This is a genomic window from Caballeronia sp. RCC_10, assembly GCF_041360715.1.
GTDB lineage: Bacteria > Pseudomonadota > Gammaproteobacteria > Burkholderiales > Burkholderiaceae > Caballeronia > Caballeronia grimmiae.
Genome location: NZ_JBFUPT010000001.1, coordinates 198392 through 215830, shown reverse-complemented (window position 1 = coordinate 215830; position 17439 = coordinate 198392). Strand labels below are relative to the sequence as shown.

The 17439-nt window shown below is 63.6% G+C and carries 17 protein-coding genes; 12 read left to right on the top strand and 5 right to left on the bottom strand.

Features of this window, described 5'->3' with window-relative positions; all coding sequences use genetic code 11:
* The first annotated feature begins 234 nt into the window (after positions 1-234).
* The 7 genes from AB6804_RS01030 (at position 235) to ltaE (ending at position 6764) form a co-directional block, all read left to right on the top strand.
* Complete coding sequence (locus AB6804_RS01030) at positions 235-1743, top strand: NCS1 family nucleobase:cation symporter-1 (RefSeq protein ID WP_370884883.1); 1509 nt, start codon at positions 235-237, stop codon at positions 1741-1743.
* A 24-nt stretch (positions 1744-1767) separates the two neighbouring features.
* On the top strand, positions 1768-2502 hold the full coding sequence (locus tag AB6804_RS01025) for an aspartate/glutamate racemase family protein (protein WP_370884882.1): 735 nt from the start codon (positions 1768-1770) through the stop codon (positions 2500-2502).
* A gap of 99 nt (positions 2503-2601) precedes the next feature.
* Entirely contained in the window at positions 2602-3561 is a 960-nt protein-coding gene (puuE, locus tag AB6804_RS01020; RefSeq protein WP_370884881.1) for an allantoinase PuuE, read from the top strand.
* Positions 3558-4079, top strand: coding sequence for a 2-oxo-4-hydroxy-4-carboxy-5-ureidoimidazoline decarboxylase (uraD, locus tag AB6804_RS01015; protein ID WP_370884880.1), 522 nt, complete (start codon positions 3558-3560; stop codon positions 4077-4079). Before puuE ends, uraD begins: the two co-directional genes overlap by 4 nt.
* A gap of 33 nt (positions 4080-4112) precedes the next feature.
* Positions 4113-5123 (top strand): allantoicase, encoded by a 1011-nt coding sequence (alc, locus tag AB6804_RS01010; protein WP_370884879.1) that lies wholly within the window; start codon positions 4113-4115, stop codon positions 5121-5123.
* Positions 5120-5620, top strand: a complete 501-nt coding sequence (locus AB6804_RS01005; RefSeq protein WP_370884878.1) for an ureidoglycolate lyase — start codon at positions 5120-5122, stop codon at positions 5618-5620. The genes alc and AB6804_RS01005 overlap by 4 nt, the downstream gene beginning before the upstream one ends.
* 136 nt (positions 5621-5756) lie before the next feature.
* Positions 5757-6764 (top strand): low-specificity L-threonine aldolase, encoded by a 1008-nt coding sequence (gene ltaE, locus AB6804_RS01000; protein ID WP_370885393.1) that lies wholly within the window; start codon positions 5757-5759, stop codon positions 6762-6764.
* A 44-nt stretch (positions 6765-6808) separates the two neighbouring features.
* Here ltaE and AB6804_RS00995 read toward each other — a convergent pair whose 3' ends face one another.
* Together AB6804_RS00995 and uraH are read right to left on the bottom strand one after the other, a co-directional pair.
* Positions 6809-8002, bottom strand: a complete 1194-nt coding sequence (locus tag AB6804_RS00995; RefSeq protein ID WP_370884877.1) for a urate hydroxylase PuuD — start codon at positions 8000-8002, stop codon at positions 6809-6811.
* 66 nt (positions 8003-8068) lie between these two features.
* Entirely contained in the window at positions 8069-8422 is a 354-nt protein-coding gene (uraH, locus tag AB6804_RS00990; RefSeq protein WP_370884876.1) for a hydroxyisourate hydrolase, read from the bottom strand.
* 450 nt (positions 8423-8872) lie between these two features.
* On the opposite strand from uraH, the gene AB6804_RS00985 reads away from it, so the two are divergent.
* On the top strand, positions 8873-10231 hold the full coding sequence (locus AB6804_RS00985) for an 8-oxoguanine deaminase (protein WP_370884875.1): 1359 nt from the start codon (positions 8873-8875) through the stop codon (positions 10229-10231).
* 12 nt (positions 10232-10243) lie between these two features.
* Here the strand turns inward: AB6804_RS00985 and AB6804_RS00980 are convergent, their stop codons facing one another.
* The gene (locus AB6804_RS00980; protein WP_035969423.1) at positions 10244-11176 is read right to left on the bottom strand and encodes a LysR substrate-binding domain-containing protein; all 933 of its coding nucleotides are present in this window, start codon (positions 11174-11176) and stop codon (positions 10244-10246) included.
* Positions 11177-11445: 269 nt separating this feature from the next.
* On the opposite strand from AB6804_RS00980, the gene AB6804_RS00975 reads away from it, so the two are divergent.
* From AB6804_RS00975 to AB6804_RS00960, 4 genes are all read left to right on the top strand, one after another.
* Positions 11446-13023 carry an ABC transporter ATP-binding protein gene (locus AB6804_RS00975; protein ID WP_370884874.1) on the top strand — a complete coding sequence of 526 codons (1578 nt, stop codon included), beginning with the start codon at positions 11446-11448 and terminating at the stop codon, positions 13021-13023.
* Positions 13020-14126 carry an ABC transporter permease gene (locus AB6804_RS00970; RefSeq protein WP_370884873.1) on the top strand — a complete coding sequence of 369 codons (1107 nt, stop codon included), beginning with the start codon at positions 13020-13022 and terminating at the stop codon, positions 14124-14126. The genes AB6804_RS00975 and AB6804_RS00970 overlap by 4 nt, the downstream gene beginning before the upstream one ends.
* An 11-nt stretch (positions 14127-14137) precedes the next feature.
* Positions 14138-15067, top strand: a complete 930-nt coding sequence (locus AB6804_RS00965) for an ABC transporter permease (RefSeq protein WP_370884872.1) — start codon at positions 14138-14140, stop codon at positions 15065-15067.
* Positions 15068-15268: 201 nt separating this feature from the next.
* On the top strand, positions 15269-16354 hold the full coding sequence (locus AB6804_RS00960; RefSeq protein ID WP_370884871.1) for a BMP family ABC transporter substrate-binding protein: 1086 nt from the start codon (positions 15269-15271) through the stop codon (positions 16352-16354).
* An 84-nt stretch (positions 16355-16438) separates the two neighbouring features.
* On the opposite strand, the gene AB6804_RS00955 is transcribed toward AB6804_RS00960, so the two are convergent.
* Positions 16439-16648 (bottom strand): dodecin, encoded by a 210-nt coding sequence (locus tag AB6804_RS00955; RefSeq protein ID WP_035970618.1) that lies wholly within the window; start codon positions 16646-16648, stop codon positions 16439-16441.
* A 148-nt stretch (positions 16649-16796) separates the two neighbouring features.
* Positions 16797-17288 (bottom strand): hypothetical protein, encoded by a 492-nt coding sequence (locus AB6804_RS00950; protein ID WP_035970630.1) that lies wholly within the window; start codon positions 17286-17288, stop codon positions 16797-16799.
* Positions 17289-17439: the final 151 nt, after the last annotated feature.

Sequence of the window (17439 nt, the reverse complement as noted above, 5' to 3'; positions counted from 1 at the left end):
TGCGCAGCACTGAACGAAACGCTCGCCTGAGCGTGCAATGAAAACGTCCATCGGCGGGCGAACGGGCACGAGTCCCGTTCGCTCTTGGCACGACGCCGTGAGACCTGAGCAAATCCGAAGAATGCCGCGCGTGGCCTGGGCGCTTGCCCGAGCCGCCGAAGGTATCCGATAGACGCTCGTCGTCCGAGCTTTTGCCGCTTTTCATTCCGCAAGCCGCCCATCCAAGGAGATGTCATGGCTCAGTTCAGTGCAACGCCCGGCAGTTCCGCGCTGCCGCCGTACGAGAACCAGTACGACGCACAATCCCCCGCGCATGAGACCGGCATGCCCGCCGGCTACAGCGATCGCCTCTATAACGAAGACCTCGCGCCTCTGAAGAACCAGACCTGGGGTGCATACAACATCTTCGCGTTCTGGATGTCGGACGTGCACAGCGTCGGCGGCTATGTGTTCGCGGGCAGTCTCTTCGCGCTGGGTCTCACGAGCTGGCAAGTGCTCGTGTCGCTTCTGATCGGCATCGGGCTCGTGAACGTGCTGTGCAATCTCATCGCGAAGCCGAGCCAGGTAGCGGGCGTGCCGTATCCGGTGGCGTGCCGCGCGACCTTCGGCGTGCTCGGCGCGAACATTCCCGCTGTGATTCGCGGGCTGATCGCGGTCGCGTGGTATGGCATTCAAACGTATCTGGCGTCGAGTGCGCTCGTCATCGTCGTGCTGAAGTTCGTGCCTTCGCTCATGCCTTATGCCGATGTGCATCGCTTCGGCTTCGTCGGGCTGTCGGCGCTCGGATGGGCCGGCTTCATGCTGCTGTGGGTGCTGCAGGCCGTGGTGTTCTGGCGCGGCATGGAGATGATCAAGAAGTTCATCGATTTCGCCGGTCCCGCAGTCTATGTCGTGATGTTCATTCTTGCGGGCTATATGGTGTGGCGCGCGGGCATCGGCAATATCGGCTTGAATCTCGGCGGCGTGAAGTATCACGGCATGGAAGTCGTGCCGGTGATGATCACCGCCATCTCGCTCGTCGTGTCGTATTTCTCCGGGCCGATGCTGAACTTCGGCGACTTCTCGCGCTATTGCAAGAGCTTTCGCAGCGTGAAGCGAGGCAACTTCTGGGGGCTGCCGGTCAACTTCCTCGCGTTCTCGCTCGTGACCGTCATCACGACCGCCGCGACCTTGCCGGTGTTTGGACAACTGATTACCGATCCGGTCGAAACCGTGGGCCGCATCGATCATCCGACGGCGGTGATTCTCGGCGCGCTGACGTTCACCATCGCAACGATCGGCATCAATATCGTGGCCAACTTCGTGTCGCCGGCTTTCGATTTCTCGAACGTCGCACCGCGTCTCATCAGCTGGCGCATGGGCGGCATGCTGGCCGCGACCGCGTCGATTTTCATCACGCCGTGGAATCTCTTCAACAATCCGGCCGTGATCCACTACACGCTCGACATTCTGGGCAGCTTCATCGGACCGTTGTACGGCGTGCTGATCGTCGACTTTTATCTGTTCAAGCGCGGCAAGCTGGCGGTCGACGATCTCTATACGACCTCCGAAAGCGGCCGCTACTGGTACACGAAGGGCGTGAATCGCCGCGCGGTGATGGCGCTCCTGCCGGCCGCCGTTATCGCGATTCTCTGCGTGATGCTGCCGTCGCTGGAAGGCGCCGCGAACTTCTCGTGGTTCATCGGCGCGGGTCTGGCTGCGGTGTTTTACTGGGTGCTGGCGGATCGCAGGCGCGCGGCGTAAGACGAACAGAGCAAGGAGACAGCAATGCGCATCAAACTCATCAACCCGAACACGACGCAGCGCATGACCGATTCGATGGCCCGCTGCGCCCGCGAAGTCGCCGCGCCCGGCACGGAAATCATCGCCGTCAGTCCGACGATGGGCCCGCCGTCCATCGAAGGCTATTACGACGAGGCGCTCGCCTCGCTCGGTATGCTCGCCGAAGTCGAAGCGGGCGAGCGGCAGGGCGTCGATGCCTACGTGATCGCGTGCTTCGGCGACCCGGCGTTGTATGCGGCGCGCGAGCTGGCGCGCGGGCCGGTAATCGGCATCGCGGAAGCGGCGATGCACGCGGCGAGCGTCATCGCGCCCGGGTTTTCGGTCGTGACGACGCTGCAGCGCACCTGCGGCATGGCCTGGCATCTGGCCGAGCGCTATGGCATGTCGCGCTTCTGCAAGAACGTGCGTGCGACGAACGTCGCCGTGCTGGAACTCGACGAGCCGGGATCGGCGGCGCGGGCGACCATCATCGACGAATGCCGGCGCGCGCTCGACGAAGACGGTTCGGACGCCATCGTGCTCGGCTGCGCGGGGATGGCCGAGTTCTGCCGCGAAGTCGAGGCCGCGATCGGCGCGCCGGTCGTCGAAGGCGTGACGGCGGCGGTCAAGTGGGCGGAGGCGCTCGCCGCGCTCAAGCTGCAAACGGCAAAGCGCGGCGATTACGCCCGTCCGCTCGCAAAACGCTACGACGGCGTGCTCGCCGATTTCAGTCCGCGCTGATTGCCACTATCTGCGCCGCTGTATGGGCGCGTGCGGGCCTTTTCGCTACACTGAATCGTCGACAATCCGTTCTTCAACGCCCAGCTTCCTGACCCAGCCATGTCTCTTGATCCGAACTATCCGCGCGACCTGATCGGCTACGGTCGCCACCCCGTGCAGGCAAACTGGCCGGGACGCGCGCGCGTCGCCGTGCAATTCGTGCTCAATTACGAAGAAGGCGGCGAAAACTGCGTGCTGCACGGCGATCCCGGCTCGGAGCAATTCTTGTCGGAGATCGTGGGCGCGGCGTCGTATCCGTCGCGTCACATGAGCATGGAATCGATCTACGAGTACGGATCGCGCGCCGGCGTCTGGCGCATTCTGCGCGAGTTCGAGAAGCGCGGTTTGCCGCTGACGGTGTTCGGCGTCGGCATGGCGATCGAGCGGCATCCTGAACTGGCGAAGGCGTTCGTCGAACTGGGGCATGAAATCGCGTGTCACGGGTATCGATGGATCCACTACCAGGACATGTCGCCCGAGCGCGAAGCGGAACACATGCGGCTCGGTATGGAAGCGATCGAGCGCGTCACCGGCGTGCGTCCGCTCGGCTGGTACACCGGGCGCGACAGTCCGAACACGCATCGGCTGGTGGCGGAGCATGGCGGCTTTCTATACGACTCCGACTACTACGGCGACGACCTCCCGTTCTGGATGGACGTCGAAGTGACGGGCGGCAAGACCACGCCGCAACTCATCGTGCCGTACACGCTCGATACCAACGACATGCGCTTCGCCACGCCGCAGGGCTTCAACACGGGCGATCACTTCTTCACGTATCTGCGCGATGCCTTCGACGTCCTCTATGAAGAAGGCGAGGACACGCCGAAGATGCTTTCCATCGGCATGCATTGCCGGCTGGTCGGACGTCCGGGGCGCTTCCGCGGGCTGCAAAAGTTTCTCGATCACATCGAGCAGCACGATCGCGTGTGGGTGACGCGGCGCGTCGATATCGCGCGGCACTGGCGCGAGCATCATCCGTATCAGGGGAACGGCGAAACCAACAACGGGACGGCGGCATGAAAGCGATGCAAACCACACTCGACCAGCTCAACGCCATGCCCGCCGATGCGTTCGTAACCGTGCTCGCGGGCATTTTCGAACACTCGCCGTGGGTCGCGGAGATCGCGGCGCAGCAGCGGCCGTTTGAGAGCATCGACGCGCTGCACGCGGCAATGTCGAAGGCGGTCGAAACGGCCGGCGAGGAGAAGCAGCTTGCTCTCATCAACGCGCACCCGGAACTGGCGGGCAAGGCGGCGGTGCGCGGCGAACTGACGGCCGAATCGACGCGCGAGCAAAGCGGCGCGGGCCTGAACCTTTGCACGCAGGAAGAGTTTGACAAGCTGCAGTCGCTGAACGCGGCGTATCGGCAGAAGTTCGGCTTCCCGTTCATCCTGGCTGTGCGCGGCTACGACCGTCACGGCATCATCGCGAACTTCGAAGAGCGGGTGAATCACGACCGCGCCGAAGAGCTTCGCACGAGTCTCGATCAGATCTACCGGATCGCCCGCTTCAGGTTGGACGACCTCATCGCGGCCTGATCCATTCACCCGTAAATTCCAAGGACGAAGACAATGGCAATTCCGACACTCGATCCCAACGCGCCCGACTTCACGCGCCGCTATGTGAACCTCGCGGACCCGCGTCTCGGCGCGCAGGCGCTCGAGGCGAGCGACGATTTCTTCGCCCCGAAGGAACGCATGCTGAACCCCGAGCCGGCCGTGTTCATCCCCGGCAAGTACGACGATCACGGCAAGTGGATGGACGGCTGGGAAACGCGCCGCAAGCGCACGACGGGCTATGACTGGTGCATCGTCAAGCTGGCGCGGCCGGGCGTCATCAAGGGCATCGATCTGGATACGAGCCACTTCACCGGCAACTTCCCGCCGGCCGCGTCGATCGAAGGCGCGCATGTCGCCGACGGCGCGCCGAACCAGTCGACGCAATGGAGCGAAGTCGTGCCGTCGACGACGCTGCAAGGCAATAGCCACCACTATCTCGACGTCGGCAGCGAGCAGCCGTTCACGCACTTGCGCGTGAATATCTATCCGGATGGCGGCATCGCGCGTCTGCGTGTGTACGGCCAGCCGCAACTCGACTGGCGCAACGCGGATCGTAACGAGCTGTTCGACCTCGCCGCGATGGAAAACGGCGCGTACATGGTCGGCGCGAACAACCAGCACTTCGGGCTCGCCTCGACGCTTCTGATGCCGGGCCGCGGCGTCAACATGGGCGATGGCTGGGAGACGCGCCGCCGTCGTGAACCGGGCAACGACTGGTGCATCGTCGCGCTGGCGCAGCCGGGCATCATCAAGAAGGTCGAAGTGGACACCGCGCACTTCAAGGGCAATTTCCCCGACCGGTGTTCGCTGCAGGCCGCGTACGTCACGGGCGGCACGGACAGCTCACTGGTTACGCAGGCGATGTTCTGGCCGGTGCTGCTCGGCGAACAGAAATTGCAGATGGACAAGCAGCATTTCTTCGAATCCGAACTTGCCGCGCTCGGCCCGGTGACGCACGTGCGCTTCAACATCTACCCGGACGGCGGCGTGTCGCGGCTGCGTCTTTTCGGAACGCTCGCATGAAGAAGCTCGCCATCGAACCGCTGACGCGCGCTGTGTTCGAGCCTTTCGGCGATGTCATCGAACTGGAAGGCGCGAAGCAGATTCCGATCAACCTCGGCACGACGATTCGTTTTCACGACCTCTGCAACGTCGATGTGACCGACGAGGGCGGCCGCGCGATCGTCAATCTGTTTCGCGGGCAGCCGCGCGTATTGCCGTTCGAAGTGAAGATGCTGGAGCGGCATCCGCTCGGCAGCCAGGCGTTCGTGCCGCTCGACGACCGGCCGTATCTCGTCGTCGTCGCGCCTGCGGGCGATCTCGACGAATCAAAGATTCGCGCCTTCGTCACGCGCGGCTGGCAGGGCGTGAATTACGCGAAGGGCGTCTGGCATCATCCGCTGCTTGCGCTGGACAAGGTCAGCGATTTCATCGTTGTCGATCGCAGCGGGGAAGGGCGCAATCTCAACGAGCAGGATTTGAGCGAATCCGTGTGGCTGACGGACGAGGCGCTGAGATAGCGTCATCGGCATTGAAGTTGACCTGAGTAGACCGGCGCACGAAACGCCGGTCTTTTTGTTTGCGATGTCCGAAACGGCTACCATAGACGATTCCTTCCCGACGAGCGATTCCTACATGCCCACGATGCCCGAACGCATGATCGACCTGCGCAGCGATACCGTCACCCGCCCGAGCCAGGCGATGCTCGCGGCCATGTCCGCCGCCCGGGTCGGCGACGACGTGTGGGGCGACGATCCGACCGTCATCGAGCTTCAGTCGACCGTCGCCGAGCGTACCGGCAAGGAAGCGGGCCTGTTCTTTCCGAGCGGCACGCAAAGCAATCTCGCCGCGCTGATGGCGCATTGCGCGCGCGGCGACGAGTACATCGTCGGCCAGGCGGCGCACACGTACAAGTACGAGGGCGGCGGCGCGGCGGTGCTCGGCAGCATCCAGCCACAGCCGCTCGAGAACGCGCCGGATGGATCGCTGCCGCTCGAGAAGATCGCGGCGGCAATCAAGCCGATCGACAACCACTTCGCGCGCACGAAGCTGCTCGCGCTGGAGAACACCATCGGTGGAAAGGTGCTGCCGGCTTCGTACGTTGAAGCGGCGGCGAAGCTCGGCCGCGATCGCGGACTGTCGATGCATCTCGATGGCGCTCGCGTGTTCAATGCGGCGGTGGCCTCAGACCGTCCGGTGAGCCAACTCTGCGCGCCGTTCGATACGGTATCCATCTGTTTTTCGAAGGGGCTGGGCGCGCCGGTCGGATCGGTGCTCGTGGGTCCGAAGGCGCTGATCGACGTCGCGTCGCGCTGGCGCAAGGTGCTCGGCGGCGGGATGCGGCAGGCGGGTTTGCTCGCGGCGGCATGTGTTTATGCGCTGGATCATCACGTCGCGGGGCTCGCGCAGGATCACGACAACGCCGCGCGTCTTGCGGCGGGGCTCGCGCAAATCGACGGTATCGTCATTCAGTCGCAGGCGACGAACATGGTGTTCGCGCAGATTCCGCAAGCGCATTGCGAGCGGCTCGAAGCGTGGCTCAAAGAGCGCGGCATTCTCACGCAGATGTTGTATGCGTCGCGGTTCGTCACGCACCGGGATGTGTCGCGCGAGGATATCGATACGGTCATCGATGCGGTGAAGGCTTACTTCGCCGCCCGTTAAAACAAATGGCCCGAGCGGGCCATTTGTTCTTCTGACGCGACGGCTTACTGCACCGCGCCTCCGTTGAACCACGCGGCGATCTTCTGCCGCTCGGCATCGGTCATCTGCGTGACGTTGCCAAGCGGCATCGCCTTCAACGTCACTGCCTGCTGATGCACGCGCTGCGCGTTCTGCCTGATCTCGGCGGGCGTATCCAGCACGACGCCGGCGGGTGCGCTGCCCATCATCGACGGATGCGCGGAGTGACACGTCGCGCAGCGTTGCTGGATGATCGGCTGAATGTCGGAGACCTTGATCGCCGGGGCGCCAGCGGCTTGCGCGACCGGCACGGTGGGCGCGGGCATCGTCCAGGCGAAGGCGCCGAGCACCAGCACGAGGCCCGCGACGGGCATGTACCACAGCACTTGCCCGCGATGCCGCATCACGAAGAACTGACGGATCAGCGCGCCCGCCAGCATGATGAGCACGAGGATCACCCAGTTGTACTTGTGCGTGTAGGTCATCGCGTAGTGGTTCGACAGCATCGCGAAGACGACCGGCAGCGTGAAGTACGTGTTGTGGACCGAGCGCTGCTTGCCTCGCTTGCCGTAGATCGCGTTCGGCGTTTCACCCTTCAGCATCGACGCGACCATCTTGCGCTGCCCCGGAATGATCACGAAGAACACGTTGGCCGACATGATCGTCGCGAGCATTGCGCCGGTGATCAGATACGCCGCACGGCCCGAAAATACGTGACATGCGACGAAAGCCGCTATCAGCACATAGATGCCGACGCAAATACCGAGCAGCTTGTCCTTCGTGCCCAGCAGACGGCACAGCGAGTCATACACGATCCAGCCCGCCAGCAGAAAGCCGATCGCGGACGCCACGGCGACCACCGGTCCCATGTCGAGCACGTTCTTGTCGATGAGGTACGTACTCGGCGACAGCAGATACAGCACGAGGAAGAGGCCGAAGCCCGACATCCACGTGGTGTACGACGGCCAGAAGGACCAATGCAGGTTTTCGGGCATGTCCTGCGGCGCGACCGAATACTTCTGCATGTGATAGAACCCGCCGCCGTGCACGTGCCAGAAGTCGCCGAACACGCCGCGCCGGCGCGCGTTCGGGTCATGCGGCGGTTTCAGGCTGTTGTCGAGTGCGACGAAGTAAAACGACTCGCCGATCCACGCGATCGCCACGATCACGTGCAGACAGCGCAAGGCCAGATTGAGCCAGTCGGTGATAAAGCCTTCCATGAACTCCTCCACTACCGATTCGTTATATGCACGCGTGCTGTTCCGTGCTGTGCGTTTCGCCGGTCATTAGCTGCCGCGATAGGTGCTGTACGCCCACGGCGAGACGAGCAGCGGCACGTGGTAATGCGCCGCCGCATCCGCGATACCGAAGCGCAGCACCACGCGATCGACGAAGCGCGGCTCGGGCACTTTCACGCCGAACGCCGCGAAGTAATCGCCTGCGTGGAAGACGAGTTCGTATTCGCCCGTTTCGAGTTCCGCGCCTTCGAGCAGCGGGGAATCGCAGCGGCCGTCGTCATTGGTGAGGGTGGTCTTGATCGCGCGGCGGGTGTCGCCGGTGAGCGCGAACAGCTCGACTTTGATGTTCGCGCCGGGGCGGCCGTGCGCGGTGTCGAGGACGTGGGTGGTGAGCTTGCCCATTCGCATGTTCCTTGTGTTGTGCGATGTCCGGCTCGCGCATCGATCCAGATCCGCACCGGGAAAGCGTGCGGCGGCGGCGGATCGAGGCTCCACGTCAGTGGCTACATACCCGTCGGCGTTGTCAGATGCGCGCCGTGTACAGCATTGTAGAAATTTGAGATGCGCCGTGCGCCCGCGATAAGAAAGATAATGCCGGGCGCATGTTTTCGCATGACGGCACACGCGGCGCTCGTCAGGCGATGCTACCTTCGCCAAAAATCGCGCCCATATCGCAGGACTGAAGACGACTATGACGCCTGCCTGATTGCGGCGATGTTTTTGGCTGCGGACAGTGCCAGAGCACGCAGCAATGCGCGTCCCGAAGACGGCGATCGACGCTGGGTAACCGGGATTTTTTGCGGGATATCTGGTCCTTTACTCATTGATCGAACCGTCGACGGAGAATCATCGATGCACACACTGCTAGTCAAGAACGCTCACATGCTCGTCACGATGGACGCGAATCGCCGCGAAATCGCCGATGGCGGGCTTTATATCGAGGACAACCGCATCGTCGCCGCCGGACCGACGAGCGAACTGCCCGACACGGCCGACGAGGTGCTCGACATGCGCGGCCATCTCGTCGTGCCGGGCCTCGTCAACACGCATCACCACATGTATCAGAGCCTCACGCGTGCGATTCCCGCCGCGCAAAACGCCGAGCTGTTCGGCTGGCTCACGAATCTTTATAAGGTCTGGGCGCATCTCACGCCGGAGATGATCCACGTATCGACGACGACCGCGATGGCCGAACTGCTGCTCTCGGGCTGCACGACATCCAGCGATCATCTTTACATCTATCCGAACGGCAGCCGGCTCGACGACAGCATCGCCGCCGCGCGCGACATCGGCATGCGCTTTCACGCGGCGCGCGGCAGCATGAGCGTCGGACAGAAGGATGGCGGGTTGCCGCCGGATTCGGTCGTCGAGAAGGAAGACGCGATTCTGAAGGACTCGCAACGCCTGATCGAGACGTATCACGACGAAGGCCGCTACGCGATGCTGCGCGTGGTCGTCGCGCCGTGCTCGCCGTTTTCGGTCAGCCGCGAACTGATGCGCGACAGCGCGGCGCTCGCGCGTGAATACGGCGTGTCGCTGCACACGCATCTTGCGGAAAACGTGAACGATGTCGCGTATAGCCGCGAGAAGTTCGGCATGACGCCCGCCGAATACGCTGAAAACCTCGGCTGGGTCGGTCACGACGTATGGCACGCGCACTGCGTCCAGCTCGACAAGCCGGGCATCGAGCTTTTCGCGCGCATGGGGACGGGCGTCGCGCATTGTCCGTGCTCGAACATGCGGCTCGCGTCCGGCATTGCGCCGATCCGTGCGATGCGCGACGCCGGCGTGCCGGTCGGCATCGGCGTGGACGGTTCCGCGTCGAACGATGGCGCGCAGATGGTCGGCGAAGTGCGTCAGGCGCTGCTATTGCAGCGTGTCGGCTTCGGCCCCGGCGCGATGACGGCGCGCGAAGCCCTCGAAATTGCGACGCTGGGCGGCGCTAAAGTGCTGAACCGCGACGACATCGGCGCGCTTGCGCCCGGCATGGCGGCGGACTTCGTATCGTTCGATTTGTCGCAGCCGGCGTTTGCGGGCGCGTTGCACGATCCGGTCGCGGCGCTGGTGTTCTGCGCGCCGTCGCAGGTCGCGACGAGCGTCATCGATGGAAAAGTGGTCGTGAAGGAAGGGCGGCTCGCGACGTTGGACTTGCGCGCGGTCGTCGAGCGGCATAACACGCTCGCGCGCGATCTCGCGGACCGCGCGCGATAACGCGCTGCAACGTCAGGGCTGATCGATCAGGGACCGCGTGGCTTCCGCGACGAGGCCGCGCAGCCAGCGGACTTCATCCGAGTAATGGCAGCGCTCGTGCCACAACTGGTAGTACTGCATCGGGGGAAAGTCGAGCGGCGCGGGCACGACCGCGAGCGGCAGGAACTTCGCGTAGTGATCGGCGAAGAGCCGCGTGGTCGTGAACACGAGGTCCGACTTGATGAGCACGTAAGGCGCAAGATTGAAGTACGGCAGCGTGACGACGACATGGCGCTTGAGCCGCTCGCGCGCCAGATGCACGTCGATTGCTCCGCGTTGTCCGACGGAGTAGGGCGTCGGCGCGAGATGCGGCGCGTTGAGGTATTGATCGAGCGTGAGTCCGCCGCGCTTGGCGAACGGATGCGTGTTGCTGACAAGACACACGATCTTGTCGACGAACAGATTCGACAGATGCAGTTGCTCGGGCGGCTCGGGCCAGTTGCCGACGACGATATCGAGCTTGCCGTCTTCCAGTGCGAGTTCGTAGTCGAACGCCGGCCCGAGCGAATGGAACTCGAGCGTCGCGTTCGGCGCGGCCAGGCGGAAGCGTTCGACGACGGTCGGCACGAACAGCACGTTCAGATAGTCCGGGCAGCCGATGCGATAGCAGCGCACGGACGTCGACGGATCGAAGTTATGTTGCTGGACCTTGATGCGCTCGATTTCGCGCAAGGCGTTTTGCGTCGGCTCCAGGAGGCGCAGGCCGTATTCGGTCGGCACCATGCCGGACTTGCCGCGCACGAGAAGCGGGTCGCCGGTGATGTCGCGCAGCCGGCGCAGCGCGGCGCTTATGGCGGGTTGTGACTGGTTGAGCTTGACGGCCGCGCGGGTGACGCTGCGCTCCATCAGCAAGGTATGCAAGACGCGCAATAAGTACGTATCGATCGCCTCGCGTTGCTGACTCATGTTATCTCCACTATATGTTCTGGCTGATCGATGCAGGGGTGCACCATATGTTTTTTAATATGACAGAAACATGGCGTCAAGGTGTGACTAACCCGCGATGGTGGGCTGAGCGGGGAGCCGCGTGTAATTTTGAGTGATCGACTTCGTGTCTCGAATTCTGTAAATTCTGCCCGCGGCATGAAACTGCGCGACGTTCCCAGGGATGTTCGCTGTCGCGGTAATTTTTCCAGTCCGGCCTGCTCGGTGGCCGGGCGCACTCTCTGAACTCAATGGGCGACGCCATTTCGAAGTCGATGACGCCACCGCGCCTGGCGTTGTCCGGCATCAGCAAGCAGTATCCGTCCGTGCGGGCGAACGACGGCGTGAATCTCGTCGTCATGCCGGGCGAGATTCACGCCGTGCTCGGCGAGAACGGCGCGGGCAAATCCACGCTGATGAAGATCATCTACGGCGCGGTGCGCCCGGATGAAGGCGAGATTCGCTGGCAGGGCGAACCGGTCGAAATCGGCAGTCCGGCGGCGGCGCGCAAGCTCGGCATCGGCATGGTGTTCCAGCATTTTTCGCTGTTCGAGACGCTGACCGTCGCTGAAAACATCGCGCTCGCGCTCGACGACAAGTTCGACATGAAGGCGCTGTCGAAGCGCATCCGTGAGGTATCGGCGGACTATGGGCTCGATGTCGATCCGCAGCGGCACGTTCACAGCCTGACGGTCGGCGAGCGTCAGCGCGTGGAGATCGTGCGCTGCCTGTTGCAGAATCCGCGTCTGCTCATCATGGACGAGCCGACGTCCGTGCTCACGCCGCAAGCCGTTCAAAAGCTCTTCACGGTCCTGCGCCGGCTCGCGGCGGAGGGCTGCAGCATCCTCTATATCAGCCACAAGCTCGACGAGATCCAGTCGCTTTGCGAGAACGCCACCGTGATGCGTGGCGGCCGCGTGACCGGCAACGTCGATCCGCGCCAGGAAACGCACGCGTCGCTCGCGCAACTGATGGTTGGCCACAGCCTGCCCGATTACACGCGTCGCGCGCATACGCCGGGCGATGTGCTGCTCGCGGTGAAGAATCTATCCGTGGCGAGCCCCGATCCGTTCGGCACGTCGCTGGAAAACGTGTCGTTCGGGGTGCGGGCGGGCGAGATTTTCGGCATCGCCGGGGTGTCGGGCAACGGTCAGGCGGAACTGCTTTCGGCGCTGTCGGGCGAAATCCGCGATCGTCACGCCGCCCCCGATGCCGTCGCCATCTGCGGCACGCCCGCCGCGCGGCTCACTGCGGGCGCGCGCCGGCGGCTCGGCTTTGCGTTCGTGCCCGAAGAACGCCTCGGACGCGGCGCGGTTCCGGCGATGTCGCTTGCCGATAACGGCTTGCTGACCGCGCATCGTCAAAAGCTGGTGCGCGGCGGCTGGACCAAATCGAAGGCGATGAACGCGTTCGCCGACCGCTGCATCGAAGCGTTCGACGTGCGTTGCGGCGGCAGCGGTGCGCTCGCTCAGAGTCTTTCGGGCGGCAACTTGCAGAAGTTCATCGTCGGGCGCGAGATATTGCAGGCGCCGAAGGTGCTCGTCGTTGCGCAGCCGACGTGGGGCGTCGATGTCGGCGCGGCCGGTTTCATCCGCCAGCAGTTGCTCGATCTGGCCGCGCGAGGCGTCGCCATTCTCGTGATCTCCGAGGAACTCGAAGAACTCTTCGACATTTGCGACCGACTCGCCGTCCTTGCGCGCGGCAAGCTCTCGCCGGTGCGCGCGACGGGCGAGACCAATGCCGAGGAAATCGGCCTCTTCATGGCGGGCCTCTTCGACGGCAAGCGCTCCGCCGCCGCCGAATCCGACTCCTTGAGCCACAAAGCATGATCTTTCCCTATCGACTCGAAGCGCGCCCGACGCCGTCGCGCGTCATGCAGCTCGCCGTGCCCGTGTTCGCCGCAGTGGCGACGCTCGTCATCGGCTTTCTGATTTTCAGCGTGGTCGGCCAGGACCCGCTGCGTGCGATGCATGCGTTCTTCATCGAACCGCTCTCGAACGTGAACGGCTGGTCGGAGCTAGTGCTGAAGGCGTCGCCGCTGTGCCTGATCGGGCTCGGGCTTGCGGTCGGCTATCGCGCGAACGTGTGGAACATCGGCGCGGAAGGGCAGATGCTGCTCGGCGGGATCGTCGCGGGCGGCATTGCGATTCATGCCGGCGATGCGTCCGGCTGGTGGACGCTGCCGCTGATGATGGCGGGCGGCGTCGCGGGCGGCATGGCCTGGGCCGCGATTCCCGCGCTGCTCAAGAGCCGCTTCAATACCAACGAAATCCTCACGAGCCTGATGCTGACCTATGTCGCGACGCAGTTGCTCATCTATCTGGTGAGCGGTCCGTGGCGCGATCCCGAAGGCATGAATTTCCCGATCTCCGCGATGTTCGTCGACGATGCGCTCTTTCCGCGCCTCTACGGCGACTGGCACTGGACCTGGCTCAAGGGCACGCGCATCAATGCGTCGGTGTTTCTCGCGGCAATCGCGGTGCCGCTCGTCTGGCTTTTCATGCGCAAGAGTTTCGCGGGCTTCCGGATGAACGTCGGCGGTCTCGCGCCGCTCGCCGCGCGTTACGCGGGCTTCTCCGACAAGAAGACGATCTGGACGTCGCTGCTCTTGTCGGGCGGCCTCGCGGGGCTCGCCGGCATGGGCGAAGTGGCTGGCCCGATCGGGCAGCTTCAGGCGAGCTGGTCGCCGGGCTATGGCTTCACGGCGATCATCGTCGTGTTCGTCGGACGGCTGCATCCGGTCGGCATCGTGCTCGCCAGTCTCTTGATGGCGTTGCTGTATCTCGGTGGCGAAGCGGTGCAGACGTCGCTGCAACTGCCGCAGGCGCTGGCAGGCGTGTTCCAGGGCCTGCTGCTGTTCTGCCTGCTCGGCTGCGATCTCTTCGTCAATTACCGCATCCGGCGTCGCACGCCCGCGCATCACGTCGCTTAAGAGAGAAGAAGATGGACATCAACCAAGCCAGCAATCTGGCGTCCAGTGCGGTCGTCGCGGCCATTCCGCTGATGTTCGCGGGCGCGGGCGAGCTCGTCGCGGAGAAATCGGGCGTGCTCAACCTCGGCGTCGAAGGAATGATGCTGATGGGTGCGGTCACCGGTTACGCCGTCACGGCGATCACCGGCAACCCGTGGCTCGGCATCGGCGCATCGGTGTTCGCAGGACTCGTGATGGCGCTGCTGTTCGGCTTTCTCACCATCACGATGCTCGCGAATCAGGTCGCGACGGGCCTGTCGCTCACGATCTTCGGCATCGGCTTCTCGGCGTACGTCGGCAAGCCGTACACGTCGGCGGCGGTGCGCGCCGGTATCGACGTGATGCCGATTCCGGGCCTCTCCAGCATTCCCGTGCTCGGCCCCGCGATCTTCTCGCTGACGCCGCTCGGCTACCTCGCATTCGCGATGTTCGCGCTGATCGGCTGGTTTCTGTACAAGACGCGCGCGGGGCTCGTGCTGCGCTCGGTCGGGGAATCGCCGGCGGTCGCGCATTCGGTCGGCTTTCCGGTAGTCGGCGTGCGTTACGGCGCGACGCTCTTCGGCGGAGCGATGGCCGGCATCGCGGGCGGCTATTACTCGATCGTCTATCTGCACGTCTGGCAGGAACAGTTGACCTCCGGGCGCGGCTGGATCGCGCTTGCGCTCGTCGTGTTCGCGACGTGGCGGCCCGGGCGGCTGCTTATCGGCGCGCTGCTCTTCGGCGCGGTCATGGCGCTGCAGTTCTACGCACAGGCCATCGGCGTGCCGGTGCCGACCCAGTTCCTCGCGATGCTTCCGTATATCGCGACCATCGTCGTGCTCGTGCTGATTTCGCGCAATCCGAACACGATCAAGCTCAACGCGCCGGCATCGCTCGGCAAGCCGTTTTTCGCGGCCAGTTGATGGGCGATGGCTTTGGTTTTTTGCATGCGGTCTTTTGCATGCAACCCGCCGCATGCAAAGAACCATTTCGTGAACTGCGCGCGGTGCCGTTACGGGCAAGCCGCATCGCATTGCCGGCGCTATCGCCGCGTTTTTTGGCAGAACACACTTCAAGCGAACCGTTTCTGTGTTGCATACAACATTCACGAGGAGAATCACGCAATGAATAAAGCAGGACTGAAGGCGGTTACGGCCACGGTCGCGCTGTCCGCGACGCTCGCGGCGGCGAGCGCGCAGGCCGCGGACGCCCCCGGCGTCGCGTTCGTTTATCTCGGCAATCCGGGCGATGCGGGCTGGACGTTCGCGCACGACGCCGGCACGAAGGAAGCTGAAGCGAAGTACGGCAGCAAGATCAAGATCACGCGCGTCGAGAACGTTCCGGAATCGGCGGACTCCGAGCGCGTCTTCCGCGATCTCGCGAACAAGGGCAACAAGGTCATCTTCGCGACCAGCTTCGGCTATCAGGATTTCGCGCTGAAAGTGGCGAAGGACTTCCCGGATACGGTCTTCCTGTCGGCGACCGGCTTCAAGAAAGCGAAGAACTTCGGCACGTACGACGTGCGCATGTATCAGGGCGCGTATCTGGCGGGCGTCGCTGCCGGCTACGTGACGAAGACCAACACGCTCGGCTTCGTCGCATCGGTGCCGATTCCCGAAGTCGTCCGCAACATCAACGCATACACGATGGGCGCGCGTTCGGTGAATCCGAAGGTCCACACGAAGGTCATCTGGATCAACAGCTGGTTCGATCCGGGCAAGGAAAAGCAGGCGGCTGAAACGCTGATCGGGCAGGGCGCGGACGTGCTGTTGCAGAACACCGATTCCAACGCCACGCTCAATACCGCGAACGAAAAGCACGTTTACGCGTTCGGCTGGGATTCGAACATGAAGAAGTTCGGCCCGAACGCCCATCTCGGCTCCGTGGTCGCGCACTGGGGCGTGTACTACAGCGACGTGATCCAGAAGGTCATGGACGGCAAGTGGAAGAACGATCCGGTCTGGCTCGGCATCCCGCAGAAGGCCGTGGACCTGGAAGACCTGAACAGCGGCGCAATTCCGGCGAAGGCGATGCAGGCTGTCGCTGCGAAGCGCGAAGAACTGCACGCGGGCAAGTGGGATGTGTTCAGCGGCCCGATCAAGGATCAGTCGGGCGCGGAGAAGGTGCCGGCCGGCAAGACGCTGTCCGATCCGGAATTGCAGCGGATCAACTGGTACGTGGAAGGCGTGGACGGCTCGCTGCCGAAGTAAGCGGCTGTTGGCTCGCTCGCCAAACGACAAACCGCGCCCATGAGGCGCGGTTTTTCTTGATAGCGGTCGAGATAACGCTCGAGTTCAGTCTTCGATGCGCAGACCGACCTTGATCGTCACCTGCCAGTGCAGGACCTGACCGTTTTCGATGTGTCCGCGTGTTTCCGTCACTTCGAACCAATGCATGTTGCGCAACGTCTTCGATGCCTTCGCCAGCGCGACGCGCACGGCGTCATCGCTCGACTGCGTCGACGAGCCAGTGAGTTCGATCTGCTTATAGACGTGTTCCGTCATGATGTTCTCCTTGTGATGTGTCCGAAGCCGCAACGCAGCAAGACACGCGCCACGCCGAAGAAAACCAGCTACGCGAACGCGCCGCTGCCGTGCCCCGGTTCACGGGGCACAACGACGACGAACAACGGGGAAATCGGTCCGACAAGCGCTACCGCAGCGGACGCGAAGCCGCGTCGCCGGCGTCCTGACGGCGCGTGCCCCGGCGCGTGCGCGCCGTTGCCGTCGCACCGAACTCGCTCAGGATCTGCGTGCGGGCGCGGCTTGCGAATACAAGGAAACCGAACCCGTTCGCCTCATACCAGTAACCGCCGTTCTCTAGTCCGTCGAGCGGCTGCTCCAGTGCATTCGTGATGGATTCGACGCAGCGCCTGTGCAGCTCGTCGATGGCCGGATAGGGCGGCTGGGCGCCTCGCACGCTGCACAGCAGGACATCGAGTCCCGGCAGTACGTGTGCATAGAGCACCGGTTCGTCCTGCGCGCGAGCGCGTGCAATCTTGGTATCCAGCTGGCCGAACGGCTTGAAATGCCGCAGCACGGCGAGAAAGGATTCATCGCCATCGGCCTTCACGCGTCTACGCTTTTTCGGGAAGGACATAAAAATTCGCCTGAAAAAGAATTGCAGAAAACGCAGCGTCCTCATGCGGCCACTCCCGTCTTGCGTGCCGCACGTCGATCTTTTATAGCGCATCGATGTGATCAGGTCACGGTGAATCGAGCCGTCGAGACATGCGCCCGGCTGGTTGCCGATGCGCACGTGACGCGCACGAATCGTGCCGATGACCTTGGCGGCC

Bases quoted from the DNA above. Each gene is read 5' to 3' on its own strand.
- AB6804_RS00995 (WP_370884877.1), bottom strand. From the start codon at position 8,002: ATGGAAGGCTTTATCACCGACTGGCTCAATCTGGCCTTGCGCTGTCTG.
- AB6804_RS01005 (WP_370884878.1), top strand. From the start codon at position 5,120: ATGAAGAAGCTCGCCATCGAACCGCTGACGCGCGCTGTGTTCGAGCCT.
- AB6804_RS00950 (WP_035970630.1), bottom strand. From the start codon at position 17,288: ATGAGGACGCTGCGTTTTCTGCAATTCTTTTTCAGGCGAATTTTTATG.
- AB6804_RS01030 (WP_370884883.1), top strand. From the start codon at position 235: ATGGCTCAGTTCAGTGCAACGCCCGGCAGTTCCGCGCTGCCGCCGTAC.
- puuE (WP_370884881.1), top strand. From the start codon at position 2,602: ATGTCTCTTGATCCGAACTATCCGCGCGACCTGATCGGCTACGGTCGC.
- AB6804_RS00955 (WP_035970618.1), bottom strand. From the start codon at position 16,648: ATGACGGAACACGTCTATAAGCAGATCGAACTCACTGGCTCGTCGACG.
- uraH (WP_370884876.1), bottom strand. From the start codon at position 8,422: ATGGGCAAGCTCACCACCCACGTCCTCGACACCGCGCACGGCCGCCCC.
- AB6804_RS00975 (WP_370884874.1), top strand. From the start codon at position 11,446: ATGGGCGACGCCATTTCGAAGTCGATGACGCCACCGCGCCTGGCGTTG.
- alc (WP_370884879.1), top strand. From the start codon at position 4,113: ATGGCAATTCCGACACTCGATCCCAACGCGCCCGACTTCACGCGCCGC.
- AB6804_RS01025 (WP_370884882.1), top strand. From the start codon at position 1,768: ATGCGCATCAAACTCATCAACCCGAACACGACGCAGCGCATGACCGAT.
- AB6804_RS00970 (WP_370884873.1), top strand. From the start codon at position 13,020: ATGATCTTTCCCTATCGACTCGAAGCGCGCCCGACGCCGTCGCGCGTC.
- AB6804_RS00960 (WP_370884871.1), top strand. From the start codon at position 15,269: ATGAATAAAGCAGGACTGAAGGCGGTTACGGCCACGGTCGCGCTGTCC.
- AB6804_RS00985 (WP_370884875.1), top strand. From the start codon at position 8,873: ATGCACACACTGCTAGTCAAGAACGCTCACATGCTCGTCACGATGGAC.
- ltaE (WP_370885393.1), top strand. From the start codon at position 5,757: ATGATCGACCTGCGCAGCGATACCGTCACCCGCCCGAGCCAGGCGATG.
- AB6804_RS00980 (WP_035969423.1), bottom strand. From the start codon at position 11,176: ATGAGTCAGCAACGCGAGGCGATCGATACGTACTTATTGCGCGTCTTG.
- AB6804_RS00965 (WP_370884872.1), top strand. From the start codon at position 14,138: ATGGACATCAACCAAGCCAGCAATCTGGCGTCCAGTGCGGTCGTCGCG.
- uraD (WP_370884880.1), top strand. From the start codon at position 3,558: ATGAAAGCGATGCAAACCACACTCGACCAGCTCAACGCCATGCCCGCC.